A 14,058-nucleotide genomic window follows, 5' to 3' on the forward strand; every position below is an offset into this window, starting at 1 on the left:
CGTCCCGGCGGTCCTCGATGCCCAACTCTCTGATCACGGCCAGGCTCTGGGCGGCGAACGCTTCGTTGAGTTCGATGTAGTCGATATCGGAAAGACTTACCTCCGCGCGCTTCAGCGCCTTCTGGGTCGCCGGCACCGGGCCGCGCCCCATCACCGATGGATCGCAGCCGGCCACCGCCATGCCGCGAATCTTCGCCATCGGTTTGAGGCCGAGCGCCTTCGCCTTGTCCGCGGACATCACGAGCACGGCCGCCGCGCCGTCGGAGATCGCCGATGAATTGCCGGCGGTGACCGTGCCGCCTCGGGGGTTGAACGCCGGCCGCAGCGAGGCCAGCGTTTCCAGGCTCGCATCCGCGCGCACGACTTCGTCGGCATCGCACATGCGCAGGTGCGCCTTTTCGTCCACGCCGCGTACCGGCACGATCTCGTCGGCGAACCCGCCGTCGACGTTGGCCCGGTGTGCGCGCTGATGACTGGCGAGCGCGAATTCGTCCTGCGCGCGGCGGTCGATGCCGTGGATATTGGCGAGCATCTCGGCGGTCAGGCCCATCATCGCCGCCGGCTTGGCGACGTATTTGGACAGCTGCGGCGCGATATCGATGTTGTAATTCATCGGCACATGGCCCATGTGCTCGACGCCGCCGCAGAGATAGACGCCGTCGATGCCGGCCGCGATCGCGCCGACCGCGGTGTGGATCGACTGCATGGACGAACCGCACAGCCGGTTGACGGTCTGGCCAGCCACCGTATGCGGCAGTCCCGCCAGCAAGGCGGCATTACGGCCGATGTTCAGGCCCTGCTCCTTGGTCTGCTGGACACAACCCCAGATGACGTCCTCGATCTCGTTCGGGTCGAGGTCGTTGCGCGCAACCAGCGCCTTCATCAGTGCGGCCGAGAGTTCCTCGGCGCGGGTTTCGCGGAACATGCCGCCCTTCGAGCGGCCCATCGCGGTACGCACCGCGTCGACGATCACGACTTCATTGCTGCCATTGGCTTGCATGACATTCTCCAAATATTGCGTTCGATGCGTGGCTGCGGACCGCGCGCCTACGACATCGCGTAATAGGTCTCACCCCGGGCGGCCATCTCAAGCATGCGCGGCGTCGGCTCGTAGAGCGGCCCGAGATGCGAATACCGGCCGGCCTTGGTACAAACGGTGTTCAAGCCCTCGGCATCGGCGTACTTGAGCGCGCCGCCCCTGAACGGCGGGAAACCGAGGCCCATGACCAGCCCCATGTCGACCTCGTTCGGCGTCTCGGCGATGCCCTCCTCGAGGGCTCTGGCGGCTTCGATGATCATCGGAATCATCATGCGATCGATGATCTCGCCGGCCTCGAAGTTTTTATCGGCGCGCTGCACCGTCTTGATCAGTTCGTACGCCTTGGGATCCTGCGAGCGTTTCGGCTTGCCCTTTTTGTCCTTTTCGTATTGGTAGTAGCCGGCGCCGGTCTTCTGGCCGAGCCGGTTGTTCTCCACCATCATATCCAGCGACGATTTTTCGTCCTGCTTCATACGATCCGGATAACCTTCGGCGAGCACCGTCTCGACATGCTGCGAGGTATCCATGCCGACCACGTCGGACAGATAGGCCGGGCCCATCGGCCAGCCGAATTTCTCCATCACCTGATCGATTTTGGCGAAATCCGCGCCGTCGGCGATCAACTGTTGAAAACCGAAGAAATAGGGGAACAGGATCCGGTTGATCAGAAAACCCGGACAGTCGTTGACCACGATCGGCGTCTTGCCGAGCTTATGCGCGAAGCTGACCACGGTCGCGATCGCTTGTTCCGACGACGCCTTGCCGCGGATCACCTCCACCAGCGGCATCCGGTGAACCGGATTGAAGAAGTGCATGCCGAGAAAGTTTTCCGGCCGTTTCAGCGCCGTGGCCAATTCGTCGATCGAGATGCTCGACGTATTCGAGGCCAGGATCGTCCGCTCGGCGACCTTGTCCTCGGTCTCGGCCAGTACGCTTTTCTTGACCTTGGGATTCTCGACCACCGCCTCGATCACGGCATCGACACCCTCGAACTCGGCATAGGACAGGGTCGGCCGGATGCGCGACATGCCTTCGGCCATTCGACGGTTGTCCAGCTTGCCGCGCTCCACGCTCTTGGCGAAGTGTTTGGCGGCCTCTTCCAGGCCTTGGTCGACGGCTTGTTCGGCGATGTCCTTCATTAACGTCGACACGCCCTTGGAGGCCGATTGATAAGCGATGCCGCCGCCCATAATGCCGGCGCCGAGCACGGCCGCCCGGTTGACCTCATGCGCGACTTTTGCGTACTTCTTGCCCTTTTTCTTGATCAGTTGATCGTTAAGAAAGAGCTGGATCAGCGCCGCCGCCTGCGGGCTCTTGGCGACCTTGATGAAGCCTTCGCTTTCGACCTTGAGCGCGTCGTCGCGGCGCATGTGCGCCGCCTGCGCGATGCGCCGGATGGCTTCAATCGGGGCCGGATAGTGACCCTGGGTCCGGCTCATCACATAGCCCTGCGAGGTCTCGAAAACCATCGCCGCCTCGGTCTTGTTGAGCGCCAGCGCCCCGGTCTTGTCGGCGCGCCGGGCCCGCCAGTCGAACTCGCCCTCAATCGCCCGGGCCAGCAGATCGCGCGCGGCGGCTTTCAGATCGTCATCGGCGACCACGGCATCGACCATGCCCACCGCCAGCGCTTTTTTGGCGTCGCGGTTCTTGCCGTCGGCGATCCACTCGATGGCGTTGTCGGCGCCGATCAGACGCGGCGCGCGCACGGTGCCGCCAAAGCCGGGATAGATGCCAAGACGTGTTTCGGGAAAGCCGAGCTGGGCGGATTCGCCCATCACGCGGTAATCGGTGGACAGACACATTTCCAGCCCGCCGCCCAGGGCCATGCCGTTGATCGCGGTCACGCTCGGAAAATCCAGATCCTCAATCGTGTTGAACATGGCCAGCGACTCGGCCATGCCGGCGGCGAGTTCGTCGTCGGGTTTTTTGAAGCGTTCGCCGAACTCCATGATGTCGGCGCCCACGATGAAGGCGGGTTTGCCCGAAGTCACCAGCAGCCCCTTGATGCCGGAGGCTTTAGCGAGTGCGGACCCGGCCTCGCCGAGTTCGGTCATGGTGGCGTCGTCGAACTTGTTGACCGATTCATCCTGGGCGTTAAAACATAGGATGGCGATATCGCCGTCCACCCTGACCGTAAGTTTCGATCCGTCGTACAACATGGATTACACGCTCCAAAATAAATACGCCGACCGGCGAGCGGTCCGGCGTCTGCCTGTGGTGAAAACATCGAACAATACGCTAGCGTATTGTCTTGCGTCCTACAACGGCATCGACGCTTTTGGTAACGGCCATTACCAAAAACGCCGTGTGCCCGCGAAGCCCGTCGCGGCGCTTTTTGACAGGCTTGGACGAGCGTGATTATCTAGCGTTTTATTCGCCGGATCACGGACGTTTTCACCATGGCGCGTTCTAGGAAGAATCCAATCACGCAGATCCGTAGCGATATCGAATCGCTGCGACGTAATTACACCGGGGCGCTGGCGTCGGCCAACAAGGCCATCTACGACGGCATCGAGCAGCTCACCGAACACGAACTCTCGGCGATCAAGACCCACTACGAACAGGCGCTGACCAGCCTCCAAACCCTGAAACAGGGCGGATCGCCGCGCGATCTTGCGCTGGCCCAGGCCCAGTTGCTGCAGGATACGATGGACCGGATTCTGTCGAACGCGCGCCAGAGCCTGGCGATTCTCGAGAACACGCGGCGCGAAGTCTCGATTCAAATCCGCGACAACCTGAGCGGCACGGACACACGCGTCGAACAGATGAGCGAGGCCGCCCAGCAGGCCGCCACCCGCGCGGCGGAGAAGGCGCGCGCCGAGGCCGGCCGGTACGCCCGAACCGCGCAGGATGCGGCCGGCCAAGCCGCGGAACAAACCGAAACCGGCGTACGTTCGGCCACGCGCGATGCGGTGGGCGCGGTGCCCGGGGCCACGCCGGCCGACGACCGTAGCGCCGGTACGCCCGCCACGTCCGGCGGATCGGGCACTTCGGCCACGCGCTCGACCGCGAAGAAACGCAGCGGTGCGTCCAAGACCGGCAAAACCTCGGGTTCGTCCTCGGCCACCCGGTCGTCGGCATCGAGCGGCGGGGCCGCATCCGGCACCACTACGGGCAAGGCCGGAACAAGCAAGGGTTCGCCCTCCTCCGGTGGCAAGACCCAAGCCAGCGGCAAGGCCCAGTCCAGCGGTAAAGCCAAGTCCGGCGCGGCGAAGTCGTCGTCGTCCAAGTCCTCGAGTTCGAAGAGCTCGTCCGGCAAGTCGTCTTCGTCCAAGAGCTCGGCAAAGAAGACCAGCTCGAAGCGCGCCGGTTCGAGCGCCAAGAGCGGCGGCTCCAAGACGAGCAAGAGCACCGGCACGCGCAGCAAGACCGGCGGCGCGAAGAAAAGCACCGCGACCGGCGGTTCCGGCTCGACGCGTACGAAATCCGCGGGCGACAAGTCGTCGTCGCGCAGCAAAAACTCGTCGTCGACCACGAAATCGTCGCCCAGCGGATCGAGCGGCTCGTCGGGCAGCGGCAATTCGAGCGGCTCCGGTTCGTCAACCGCCTGACCGGCCGGCTCGCTGGCTCACGGGGCCGCTCACCATGAGCGGCCTTTTTATTGCACGCTCACCGGGCGCTGCCGGTTCCCCGAATTGATTCCATGCTCGATCTCAACGCTAGTTCCCAGCTCCTTCGTCTTCTGGCCGAGCCGACCCGGCTGCGGTTGCTTGTACTGCTCGGGCACGAGCCGTTGAGTGTGGCCGAACTCACGTCGGTGACGCAGCTCACCCAAAGCCGTATCTCGAGCCATCTGGCGCGCCTGCGCGAAGCGGGGCTGGTCGACGGCGGGCTCGGTGGCGGCAACCGCTACACGGTCGATGCCGACCGTTGGCCGCGCGACCTGCGGCCGCTCTGGGGGCTGTTGTCCGAGCGCATCGACGACGCGCAGTTGGCCCAGGACCGTGAGCGCGCCACCGAGATCGTGCGCCGGCGCGCGGCGCGCGGCGGCTGGGCGGAATCGGTCGCCGGGCGCATGGAACGCCAGTATTCGCCGGGCCGGACTTGGGAAGCGGTCAGTCGCTCGATGATCGAGTTGCTCGACCTGGGCAACGTGTTGGATGTGGGCTCCGGCGACGGCGTACTGGCCGAGCTGCTCAGCCCCCGCTCGCGCTGCTTTACCTGTCTGGATCTCAGCGCGGCCGTTATCGAGGCCGCCCGTCACCGGCTGGCCAACCGCCCGAACGTCGCCTTCGAAGTCGGCGACATGCACGCCTTGCCCTGGCCGGACAACGCGTTCGATCAGGTATTTATGCTGCACGCGTTGAGCTATAGTGCCCATCCCGCGATCGCGCTCGGCGAAGGCGCCCGCGTGCTGCGCCCCGGCGGCCGGCTCGTGGTCGCGACAATCGCCCGACACGAACACGAGGCCACGGTGGCAGCCTACGATCACGTCAATCTCGGTTTCCGCCCGGATCAGATCGGCGGCTGGCTCGCCCAGGCGGGCCTCACGGTTCGCGACTGTGCCGAACGCTCCCGCGAACGTCAGCCGCCTTATTTCCGACTGATCACCGCCAGCGCCGACAAACCATGAGCGCATCCCGCGGACGCCCCCGGCATCTTCGCCTGATCATCGGCTTGCTCTGGATCGTCGTTCTGGGCGGCCTGGTCGTCTGGGTCTGGCAACAAGGTCTGACCGTTCGCGAGATCATGCGGCTGGTTTACGATTATGTGGTCGACAATCCGGTCGCGCCGGTCATCTACATCGTCATCTATGCACTGCGGCCGCTGACTTTCTTTCCGGCCATGTGGCTGACCATCGCCGGCGGCAGCCTGTTCGGCTTCATTCCTGGGCTTATCTTCGGCCTGATCGGCGAGAACGTGTCGGCCCAGACCGCCTACCTGCTCGCACGCTTCTTTCGCACCGATGTCGACGGCGACGGCTCCTCGGACCGCAACCCGCGTATCGCCGCGTTCCGGCGCCTGCTGGTCGAGCAGTCGTTTCCGACCGTGCTGGTGCTGCGCGCGTCGTTCCTGCCCTTCGATCTGGTCAACTATGCCTGTGGCCTGTTGCGCGTGCCCTGGCTGTCCTACACCGCGGGCAGCGTCATCGGCATGTTGCCGCCGATGGTGACCTTCGTGTCGTTCGGTGCGTCGGTGAATCTGCCCAAGCTGCTCAAGCGCAGCAGCTTTTCGCCGGAACAGTTGATCGACAGCACCCAGCTGATGATTTCGGGCTGCCTGCTAGTCGTCAGCGCTATCATCGCCTACATCGCCTACCGCCGGCGCAAGGTGCTCGCCGCCCAGGCCGAGAAAACCTCTGCACAAGACATAAATTGACCCTCCAAGCGGGCTTTTGTAACGTCGGTTATGGTCATCGTATCGAGGTCATCGCATCGAGGAGTTGCCGTGCGTTATCTGCTCGGCCTGGTCGCCGGCCTGGTGGCGCTTTGGCTGCTGCTCTCCGGGCATTACGCCCCGCTGACGCTGGCCCTCGGTGCGCTGTCCTGCGCGTTCACCGTCGCACTCTGCCGTCGCCTCGGGCTGATCAACGCGGAGGCGGTGCCGATCGAGCTGTTGCCCCGCCTGCCGGGCTACGTCGTCTGGCTGGGCATTCAGATCGTGCGTTCGGGCCTGGATGTCGCGCTGCGCCTGTTACGCGGACGCGCCGCCATCTCGCCGCGCACGGTAAAAATCGACACCCGCATTCACGATCCGCTCGGCCAGGCCATCCTCGCCAACTCGATCACGCTCACATCCGGCACGGTGACCATAGGCCTGGAGAACGACGAGGCGATCGTGCATGCGCTGACCGAGGGCGGCGCCGCCGATATCCAGGCCGGCATCATGGCCGCGCGCGTCGCCCGGCTGGAAGGCCGGCCCGAAGACAAGGCGGACTAACCATGTTTCTAGCCGGCTTGATCGGCGTGGCGGTGACCATGCTGCTGGTGCTTATACGCGTACTCGCCGGGCCGACGGTCTACGACCGGATACTCGCGATCAATCTGTTCGGCACCAAGACCGTGCTGCTGATCGCGATCCTCGGTTTCTTCAGCGGCCGGCCGGACTTTCTCGATCTGGCCATCACCTACGCGCTGATCAACTTCATCGGCACCGTGGCCGTGCTCAAGTTCATGCAATACGGCGATCTCGGCTGGACCGGCGAAGCGAACGACGAATCCGATGTTTAATCTACCCGGACGCGACCGAGGACTGTACCCATGCTGAGCTGGATCGCCGATATGGCGAGCTGGGCGCTGATCGTCGCCGGCGCGCTGGCCTGCGTGATCAGCGGCTTCGGCATGCTGCGCATGCCGGACCTGTTCGCCCGTATTCACGCCGCCTCGGTCGCGGATACCGGGGGCATGCTGCTGATTCTGACCGGCCTGATGATCCAGGCCGGGTTCGGCCTGACCACGGCCCGGCTGGTGCTGATCGTCGTCTTTCTGCTGATCACCGGGCCCACCGCCACCCACGCCCTGGCACGCGCCGCGCGTCAAGACGGGCTCAAGCCGGATTCCGAGGAGGATACGCGCCGATGAGCATCGAGATCCTGCTCAATTTCGGTCTGCTGGTGTTTCTGGTCGCGGTGGCGCTGGCGCTGGCCGGCATGCGCCATCTGTTTCCGGTGGCCATGCTGACCGGCCTGTACAGCCTGCTGTCGGCCAGCCTGTTCACTTTGCTGGCCGCCCCCGATGTCGCGCTCACCGAGGCGGCGGTCGGCGCCGGCGTGACCACCGTGCTGTTTCTGGCGACCTTCGGCCTGACACGCGCCCGCGAGAAGCCGGTCAAGACTTCGCGCCGGGCGATCGGCCTGGCCGTGACCGCGACCACCGGCGCGATACTCGTCTATGCCAGCCTGGACATGCCGCGCTTCGGCGCCGCCGACACCCCGGTGCAGACCCACCCGCTGCGGCATAAGTATCTGGTGGCCGAACAACACGAGATCGATGTACCCAACACGGTGACCGCGGTGCTGGCCGGCTATCGCGGTTACGACACGCTCGGCGAGACCGCGGTGGTGTTCACCGCCGGCCTCGGCGTGCTGATCCTGCTCGGCCGCGGCCGTCGCACCAAGCGTTCGGACGAGGCGTAGTCATGCGCGAACACACCGTGCTGCGCGTGGTCGCGCAGCTCATCATTCCGCCGATCCTGATCTTCGCGCTGTACGTGCAGTTCCACGGCGACTACAGCCCCGGCGGCGGCTTTCAGGCCGGCGTGATTCTGGCCAGCGCGATCATCCTCTACGGTCTGATCTTCGGGGTCGAGGCCGCGCGCGCCGCGATCCCGCCGCGCGCGCTGCGCATCGGCGCGTCGCTGGGCGTGCTCATCTATGGCGGCACCGGTGTGGCCACGATGGCCGCCGGCGGTAATTTTCTCGAGTATGGCGTGCTCACCCATGATCCGGTGCACGGCCAACACTACGGTCTGTTGATCGTGGAATTCGGCGTCGGCGTTACCGTGGCCTCGATCATGATCGCGATCTTCTATGTGTTCGCCGGCCGCGGCCGTGTCAAAGGCCGCGAAGAATGAGCGCTTTCCTCACCGGGACCGTGCCGGGGCTGTTCAATTATTGGGTCGTCATCGCGCTGATGATGATCGGTTTCTACACCGTCATCGCGCACGACAACCTGGTCAAGAAGCTGATCGGGCTCAATGTGTTTCAGACCTCGGTATTCATCCTCTACATCAGCATGGGCTATATCCACGGCGCGACCGCGCCGATTCTGACCGGCGGCCCGGCAAGTGATCATGCGGTGTATGCGCATCCGTTGCCCCAAGTACTGATTCTCACCGCGATCGTGGTCGGCGTGTCGACCACGGCCCTGGGGCTGGCGCTGATCGTGCGCATCCACGAAGCCTACGGCTCGACCGAGGAGGACGAGGTCCTGGCCGCCGACTTTGTTACCCAGGAGGCCGAACAGGCCAAGGAAGCGGCGCGCTCGCGGGCGGCGAAAGCCGCGGAGCCGCACGCACCCGGCGGCGGCGATGACGGCGCCGAACACGATCACGAACGCGACCAAGATCACGACTACAACTACGATCACGAGCGCGATCGCCGCCGATGATCGAGCGTGTCGTCAGCCAGCTTCCGATCCTGGTCGTGGTCGTGCCCCTGCTGGCGGTGCCGGCGGTGGTGCTCGCGCATCGCGCCGCCGCGGCCTGGGCGCTCTATCTGGTCGCCACCTGGCTCGTCTTCGCCATGGCCTGCGTGTTGTTTGCACGCGTCACCGCGCAAGGCCCGATCGACTACGCCGTCGGCGGCTGGGCGCCGCCGTTCGGCATCGAACTCGTCATCGATGCTTTTAATGCCGTGGTACTGCTGCTGGTCGCCGGCATCGGGGCCGTCAGCGCGGTTTATGCCCGCGCCGGCTTGGCGCGCGAGGTCGCGGCCGAACGGCTCTATCTGATCTACGCGCTGATGCTGGCCTGCCTGGCCGGACTGGTCGGCATCACGATCACCGGGGATGCGTTCAATCTGTTCGTCTTTCTCGAGATCTCGTCGCTGTCGTCGTACGCGCTGATCGCGATGGGGCCGAAACGGCGCGCGCTGCTCTCGGCCTTCCAGTATCTGATCATGGGCACGGTGGGCGGCACGTTCCTGCTGATCGGCGTCGGGCTCGCCTACATGATGACCGGCACGCTGAACATGGCCGATCTGGCGGACCGTCTGCCCGCGGTGTTCGATACGCGCACGGTCCAGGCCGCCCTGGCCTTCATCGTGGTGGGCCTGAGTCTCAAGGCGGCGCTGTTTCCGGCCCATGTCTGGCTGCCCAACGCCTATACCTATGCGCCGTCGGCGGTGACCGCATTCATTGCGGCCACGAGCACCAAGGTCGCGGTCTATGCGTTGATCCGGTTCGTGTTCACCGTGTTCGGCGCCGGCTATGCGTTCGACCGGCTGCCGCTGAATCAGGCGCTGCTCGGGCTGTCCGCGATCGCGATGATCGTGGCCTCGACCGCCGCCATCTTCCAAACCGACGTCAAGCGCCTGTTGGCCTGGTCGAGCATCGCCCAGATGGGCTATATCGTCTCCGGCTTCGCGCTGGCGAGCGCCGCCGGCCTGTCGGCCGCGCTCGCGCACATCGTCAACCACGGCTTGATCAAGGGCGCGCTGTTCATGGCCGTGGGCGCCATGGCCTGGCGCGCCCGCGCGACCTCGATCAACGATCTGGCGGGGCTGGCCCGGACCATGCCCTGGACCTCGGCGGCCTTCGTCGTGGGCGGGCTGAGCCTGATCGGGGTGCCCGCCACGGCCGGCTTCGTCAGCAAATGGGCGCTGCTTTCGGCCCTCATCGCGGCCGGTCATTACGTGCTGGCGGCGCTCGTGCTGATCGCCTCGCTACTGGCGGCGATCTATATCGGCAAGGTGATCGAAGCCCTGTATTTTCGTCCGCGCGATGCCGAAGATACGGCGCACGAGGGCGGCGAAGCGCCGCTGACCATGCAGCTCGCCACCTGGGGCCTGATAGCGCTCAATATCGCCATCGGGCTGTACGGCGCGCCTGAACTGGCGGCCACCCGACGCGCGGCGAGCGCCCTGCTCGGAGCCGGCGCATGAGCGGGGCCTGGCTGATTGCGCTGGTCGCCTGGCCGGCGTTCATGTCGCTGGGGGTAATCGCGGCCGGGCGCCGGCCGAACCTGCGCGAAGGCGTAAGCGTGATCACCGGGCTGGTGCTGCTGGGCGGCGCGTTGGCGCTCATCGGCCCAATCGCGGCCGGCGAGCGGCCGAGTCTGACGCTGTTTTCGATCCTGCCGGGGCTGGGTTTCACGTTCACCCTGGAGCCGCTCGGTCTGCTGTTCGCCCTGGTCGCGGCCGTGCTCTGGCCGTTGACGACTTTCTATGCCGCGGGCTATATGCGCGCCAACCGCGAAGCCCATCAGACGCGATTCTTCGTCTGCTTCGCGTTGGCGATATCGGCGGCGATCGGCATCGCCTTCGCGGGCAACCTGCTTACGCTGTTCGTGTTCTACGAAATGATGACACTGGTGACTTATCCGCTGGTCACCCATCACGGCGACGCCGAATCGCGCGTCGGCGGGCGCATCTATCTGGGCATTCTGCTCAGCACCTCGATCGGGCTGTTCCTGCCGGCGATCGTGATCACGTATCTGGTCGCCGGCACGCTGGATTTCGCCCACGGCGGCATTCTGGCCGGCTCCGGGCTCGGCGCCGCCGGCGCGATCGCGCTGTACGCATTGTTCGTGTTCGGTATCGGTAAGGCGGCGGTGATGCCGGTGCATCGCTGGCTGCCATCGGCGATGGTCGCGCCGACGCCGGTTTCGGCGCTGTTGCATGCCGTGGCCGTAGTCAAGGCCGGGGTGTTCTCGGTGCTCAAGATCACGGTCTATATCTTCGGCCTGGATTATGCATTTGAAACCAGCGCCACCGAGCCGTTTCTGTGGCTGGCTTCGATCACCATCATCGTCGCCTCGGTGATCGCGATCTATTGCGACAATCTCAAGAAAAGGCTGGCTTATTCCACCATCGGACAATTGTCCTACATCGTGCTCGGCAGCGCGTTGGCGACCCGGTTGGGGGCGGTCAGCGGCGCGCTGCATATCGTGACCCACGCCTTTGGCAAGATCACGCTGTTCTTCTGCGCGGGCGCGATCTATACCGCGGCGCATCGCAAGTACGTCAGCCAGTTGAACGGCATGGGCCGCGCCATGCCGCTAACCTTCACTGCCTTCACCATCGCCGCGCTTTCGCTGATCGGCCTGCCGCCGATGGGCGGCGCCTGGAGCAAATGGTTTCTGATGAGCGGCGCGGCCGGCATCGAGGAATACGCCCTGCTCGGCGTGCTGGCGTTGTCGACGCTGCTCAATATCGTCTATCTGCTGGATATTCCCGCGCGGGCGTTTTTTTTGCGCGGCGACGCCGAAGTGCCCGGCCGGATCGCGGAAGCGCCCGCGGTCTGTGTAATCCCGCTGTGCATCACCGCGGCCGGCTGTATCGTGCTGTTTTTCCTCGCGCATGCGATTATCGACTTCGTGGGCTTCGCGTTGGGAGGTGGCGCATGAGCCGGCGCGAACGGCCCACCGGCTGGTTCGAGCGGCGGGTCGTGATCCATACCGTCATCGCGACTCTGGCCGTCGTGTGCCTGGGTCTCTTGATCGCCGAGTGGTTCTACGCCAAGCATCCGTATTTCGGCTTCGACGGCTGGTTCGGCTTCTATCCGGCGGCCGGGTTCGGAGCCTATTGCCTGATCGTGCTGTCGGCGAAAGCGCTGCGCCCGTTGCTGCGTCGAGACGAGGACTATTACGGCGAGGCCGACCCGGACGAAGCCGATCTCGAGGAAAGCATCGGCCGGGAGCACCGCGATGACTGATGCGCTCGGCGCCGCCGTCGCGAGCCCCGCCCTGCTGCTGATGGCGGCCGGGTTGATGCTCGCCGTCACCCCGCGTCTGGTGCGCGCGATCTGGCTGCTGGGCGTGCCGGTGCTCGCCCTGATGCTGCTTTGGGCGCTGCCGACCGGCCTGCACGGCCAAGTCTCGTTGTTCGGCTTCGATCTCACCATGCTGCGCGTCGACGGGCTGTCCAGAGTCTGGGCCACGATCTTCATCATCGGTTCGTTTCTGGCCGGGTTATACGCCCTGCACCTGGACGACCGGCTCCAGCACGTGGCCTCGCTGATCTATGCCAGCGCGGCGGTGGGCGCGGTGCTGGCCGGCGATCTGGTCACGCTGTTCATCTTTTGGGAAGTAACCGCGATCTCGTCGGTGTTTCTGATCTGGGCGCGGCGGCGCGTACGCGCGCATATCATCGGGCTGCGCTACCTGATCATCCAGGTGATCTCGGGCCTGCTGCTGATGGTCGGCGCCATCGTCCATCATCGCGCCACCGGCTCGATCGCCTTCGGCCATCTCGGGCTCGAGGCCGCCGGCGGCTGGCTGATATTTCTCGCCTTCGGTATCAAGGCCGCCTTCCCGCTGCTGCACAACTGGATGCAGGACGCCTATCCCGAATCCACGCCCACCGGGACGGTGGTGTTGTCGATCTATACCACCAAGCTCGCGATCTATGCGCTGGCGCGCGGCTTTGCCGGTACCGAAATCCTGATCGCCATCGGCGCGGTGATGACGCTGTTTCCGATCTTCTACGCGGTCATCGAGAACGATTTGCGCCGGGTGCTGGCCTACAGCCTGAACAACCAACTGGGCTTCATGGTGGTCGGCATCGGCATCGGCACACCGCTGGCCGTCAACGGCGCGGCGGCCCATGCCTTTGCCCATATCCTCTACAAGGGCCTGCTGCTTATGAGCATGGGCGCGGTGCTCTACCGCGTGGGCACGGTCAAGGCCAGCGAACTCGGCGGGTTGTACAAGTCCATGCCGGCCACCGCCGTGTTCTGTATCGTCGGCTCGATGTCGATCTCGGCCTTTCCCTTGTTCTCGGGCTTCGTGACCAAATCGATGATCCTCACGGCGGCGGCCGAACAGCACCACTGGATCGTCTGGTGTGTGCTGCTGATCGCCTCGGCCGGCGTGCTCGACCACTCGGGCATCAAGGTGCCGTTTTTTTCTTTCTTCGCCCACGACGCGGGTTATCGCGTCAAGGAAGCGCCGGCCAACATGCTCGCGGCGATGGCGATCACGGCCGCGCTGTGTATCGGGATCGGCGTGTACCCGGCGCCGTTGTACGCGATCCTGCCGTTCGACGTCGATTATTCGCCGTATACGGCCGCCCACGTGATCAATCAGCTGCAACTGTTGTTGTTTGCCGCGCTCGCCTTCGTGACGCTGTATCGCAGCGGGCTCTATCCGCCGGAAGTACGCGGCATCAACATCGATACCGACTGGCTTTACCGCCGTGCGCTGCCGATAGTGGTCGCGGGTAGCCGGCGAGCGCTGCTGGGCGGGCGCAAGCGCGCCATCGGCGCCGCGACGATTGGCCTGGCCGGCGCGCGTCAACGCCTGGAACAAGCCTTCGGCGTGCGCGGCGTCATGGCCCGAACCTGGACCACCGGCGTGATGCTACTTTGGGTGACCGCGCTGCTGGCCGCGTACCTGTTGCTTTATTACTAGGGCTATCGACG

The 14,058-nt window shown here is 65.0% G+C and carries 15 protein-coding genes; 13 read left to right on the forward strand and 2 right to left on the reverse strand.

Features of this window, described 5'->3' with window-relative positions; translation table 11 throughout:
• Both fadA and fadB read right to left on the reverse strand, forming a co-directional pair.
• Positions 1-1,000, reverse strand: a 1,000-nt coding sequence (fadA, locus tag VFJ08_RS05230) for an acetyl-CoA C-acyltransferase FadA (RefSeq protein WP_324995884.1), incomplete at its 3' end; no start/stop codon positions are given.
• A gap of 47 nt (positions 1,001-1,047) precedes the next feature.
• Positions 1,048-3,198, reverse strand: a complete 2,151-nt coding sequence (fadB, locus tag VFJ08_RS05235; RefSeq protein WP_324995886.1) for a fatty acid oxidation complex subunit alpha FadB — start codon at positions 3,196-3,198, stop codon at positions 1,048-1,050.
• Between the two features lie 240 nt (positions 3,199-3,438).
• Here fadB and VFJ08_RS05240 point away from each other — a divergent pair, with 240 nt between their 5' ends.
• The 13 genes from VFJ08_RS05240 (at position 3,439) to VFJ08_RS05300 (ending at position 14,047) form a co-directional block, all read left to right on the forward strand.
• Complete coding sequence (locus tag VFJ08_RS05240) at positions 3,439-4,590, forward strand: phasin family protein (RefSeq protein WP_324995888.1); 1,152 nt, start codon at positions 3,439-3,441, stop codon at positions 4,588-4,590.
• Positions 4,591-4,682: 92 nt separating this feature from the next.
• Positions 4,683-5,612, forward strand: coding sequence for a metalloregulator ArsR/SmtB family transcription factor (locus tag VFJ08_RS05245; RefSeq protein ID WP_324995890.1), 930 nt, complete (start codon positions 4,683-4,685; stop codon positions 5,610-5,612).
• A complete protein-coding gene (locus tag VFJ08_RS05250; protein WP_324995892.1) occupies positions 5,609-6,358 on the forward strand; it encodes a TVP38/TMEM64 family protein in 750 nt (249 codons plus the stop codon). The genes VFJ08_RS05245 and VFJ08_RS05250 overlap by 4 nt, the downstream gene beginning before the upstream one ends.
• 69 nt (positions 6,359-6,427) lie before the next feature.
• Complete coding sequence (locus tag VFJ08_RS05255; RefSeq protein ID WP_324995894.1) at positions 6,428-6,919, forward strand: Na+/H+ antiporter subunit E; 492 nt, start codon at positions 6,428-6,430, stop codon at positions 6,917-6,919.
• A gap of 2 nt (positions 6,920-6,921) precedes the next feature.
• Positions 6,922-7,209: a monovalent cation/H+ antiporter complex subunit F gene (locus VFJ08_RS05260; protein ID WP_324995896.1), complete on the forward strand. Its 288-nt coding sequence runs from the start codon at positions 6,922-6,924 to the stop codon at positions 7,207-7,209.
• A gap of 30 nt (positions 7,210-7,239) precedes the next feature.
• Positions 7,240-7,560 carry a monovalent cation/H(+) antiporter subunit G gene (gene mnhG, locus VFJ08_RS05265; RefSeq protein ID WP_324995898.1) on the forward strand — a complete coding sequence of 107 codons (321 nt, stop codon included), beginning with the start codon at positions 7,240-7,242 and terminating at the stop codon, positions 7,558-7,560.
• The gene (locus VFJ08_RS05270) at positions 7,557-8,114 is read left to right on the forward strand and encodes a DUF4040 domain-containing protein (protein WP_324995900.1); all 558 of its coding nucleotides are present in this window, start codon (positions 7,557-7,559) and stop codon (positions 8,112-8,114) included. Before mnhG ends, VFJ08_RS05270 begins: the two co-directional genes overlap by 4 nt.
• Before the next feature lie 2 nt (positions 8,115-8,116).
• Positions 8,117-8,551, forward strand: coding sequence for a Na(+)/H(+) antiporter subunit B (locus tag VFJ08_RS05275; RefSeq protein ID WP_324995902.1), 435 nt, complete (start codon positions 8,117-8,119; stop codon positions 8,549-8,551).
• Entirely contained in the window at positions 8,548-9,087 is a 540-nt protein-coding gene (locus VFJ08_RS05280; protein WP_324995904.1) for a cation:proton antiporter subunit C, read from the forward strand. Before VFJ08_RS05275 ends, VFJ08_RS05280 begins: the two co-directional genes overlap by 4 nt.
• Positions 9,084-10,580: a monovalent cation/H+ antiporter subunit D family protein gene (locus VFJ08_RS05285; RefSeq protein WP_324995906.1), complete on the forward strand. Its 1,497-nt coding sequence runs from the start codon at positions 9,084-9,086 to the stop codon at positions 10,578-10,580. The genes VFJ08_RS05280 and VFJ08_RS05285 overlap by 4 nt, the downstream gene beginning before the upstream one ends.
• Positions 10,577-12,043 (forward strand): proton-conducting transporter membrane subunit, encoded by a 1,467-nt coding sequence (locus VFJ08_RS05290; protein ID WP_324995908.1) that lies wholly within the window; start codon positions 10,577-10,579, stop codon positions 12,041-12,043. The genes VFJ08_RS05285 and VFJ08_RS05290 overlap by 4 nt, the downstream gene beginning before the upstream one ends.
• Complete coding sequence (locus VFJ08_RS05295; RefSeq protein WP_324995910.1) at positions 12,040-12,351, forward strand: hypothetical protein; 312 nt, start codon at positions 12,040-12,042, stop codon at positions 12,349-12,351. Before VFJ08_RS05290 ends, VFJ08_RS05295 begins: the two co-directional genes overlap by 4 nt.
• Positions 12,344-14,047 (forward strand): Na(+)/H(+) antiporter subunit D, encoded by a 1,704-nt coding sequence (locus VFJ08_RS05300; RefSeq protein ID WP_324995912.1) that lies wholly within the window; start codon positions 12,344-12,346, stop codon positions 14,045-14,047. The genes VFJ08_RS05295 and VFJ08_RS05300 overlap by 8 nt, the downstream gene beginning before the upstream one ends.
• Positions 14,048-14,058: the final 11 nt, after the last annotated feature.

The sequence above is a fragment of the Salinisphaera sp. genome (assembly GCF_035690525.1).
GTDB lineage: Bacteria > Pseudomonadota > Gammaproteobacteria > Nevskiales > Salinisphaeraceae > Salinisphaera.

Bases quoted from the DNA above. Each gene is read 5' to 3' on its own strand.
- fadB (WP_324995886.1), bottom strand. From the start codon at position 3,198: ATGTTGTACGACGGATCGAAACTTACGGTCAGGGTGGACGGCGATATC.
- VFJ08_RS05240 (WP_324995888.1), top strand. From the start codon at position 3,439: ATGGCGCGTTCTAGGAAGAATCCAATCACGCAGATCCGTAGCGATATC.
- VFJ08_RS05245 (WP_324995890.1), top strand. From the start codon at position 4,683: ATGCTCGATCTCAACGCTAGTTCCCAGCTCCTTCGTCTTCTGGCCGAG.
- VFJ08_RS05250 (WP_324995892.1), top strand. From the start codon at position 5,609: ATGAGCGCATCCCGCGGACGCCCCCGGCATCTTCGCCTGATCATCGGC.
- VFJ08_RS05260 (WP_324995896.1), top strand. From the start codon at position 6,922: ATGTTTCTAGCCGGCTTGATCGGCGTGGCGGTGACCATGCTGCTGGTG.
- mnhG (WP_324995898.1), top strand. From the start codon at position 7,240: ATGCTGAGCTGGATCGCCGATATGGCGAGCTGGGCGCTGATCGTCGCC.
- VFJ08_RS05270 (WP_324995900.1), top strand. From the start codon at position 7,557: ATGAGCATCGAGATCCTGCTCAATTTCGGTCTGCTGGTGTTTCTGGTC.
- VFJ08_RS05275 (WP_324995902.1), top strand. From the start codon at position 8,117: ATGCGCGAACACACCGTGCTGCGCGTGGTCGCGCAGCTCATCATTCCG.
- VFJ08_RS05280 (WP_324995904.1), top strand. From the start codon at position 8,548: ATGAGCGCTTTCCTCACCGGGACCGTGCCGGGGCTGTTCAATTATTGG.
- VFJ08_RS05285 (WP_324995906.1), top strand. From the start codon at position 9,084: ATGATCGAGCGTGTCGTCAGCCAGCTTCCGATCCTGGTCGTGGTCGTG.
- VFJ08_RS05290 (WP_324995908.1), top strand. From the start codon at position 10,577: ATGAGCGGGGCCTGGCTGATTGCGCTGGTCGCCTGGCCGGCGTTCATG.
- VFJ08_RS05295 (WP_324995910.1), top strand. From the start codon at position 12,040: ATGAGCCGGCGCGAACGGCCCACCGGCTGGTTCGAGCGGCGGGTCGTG.
- VFJ08_RS05300 (WP_324995912.1), top strand. From the start codon at position 12,344: ATGACTGATGCGCTCGGCGCCGCCGTCGCGAGCCCCGCCCTGCTGCTG.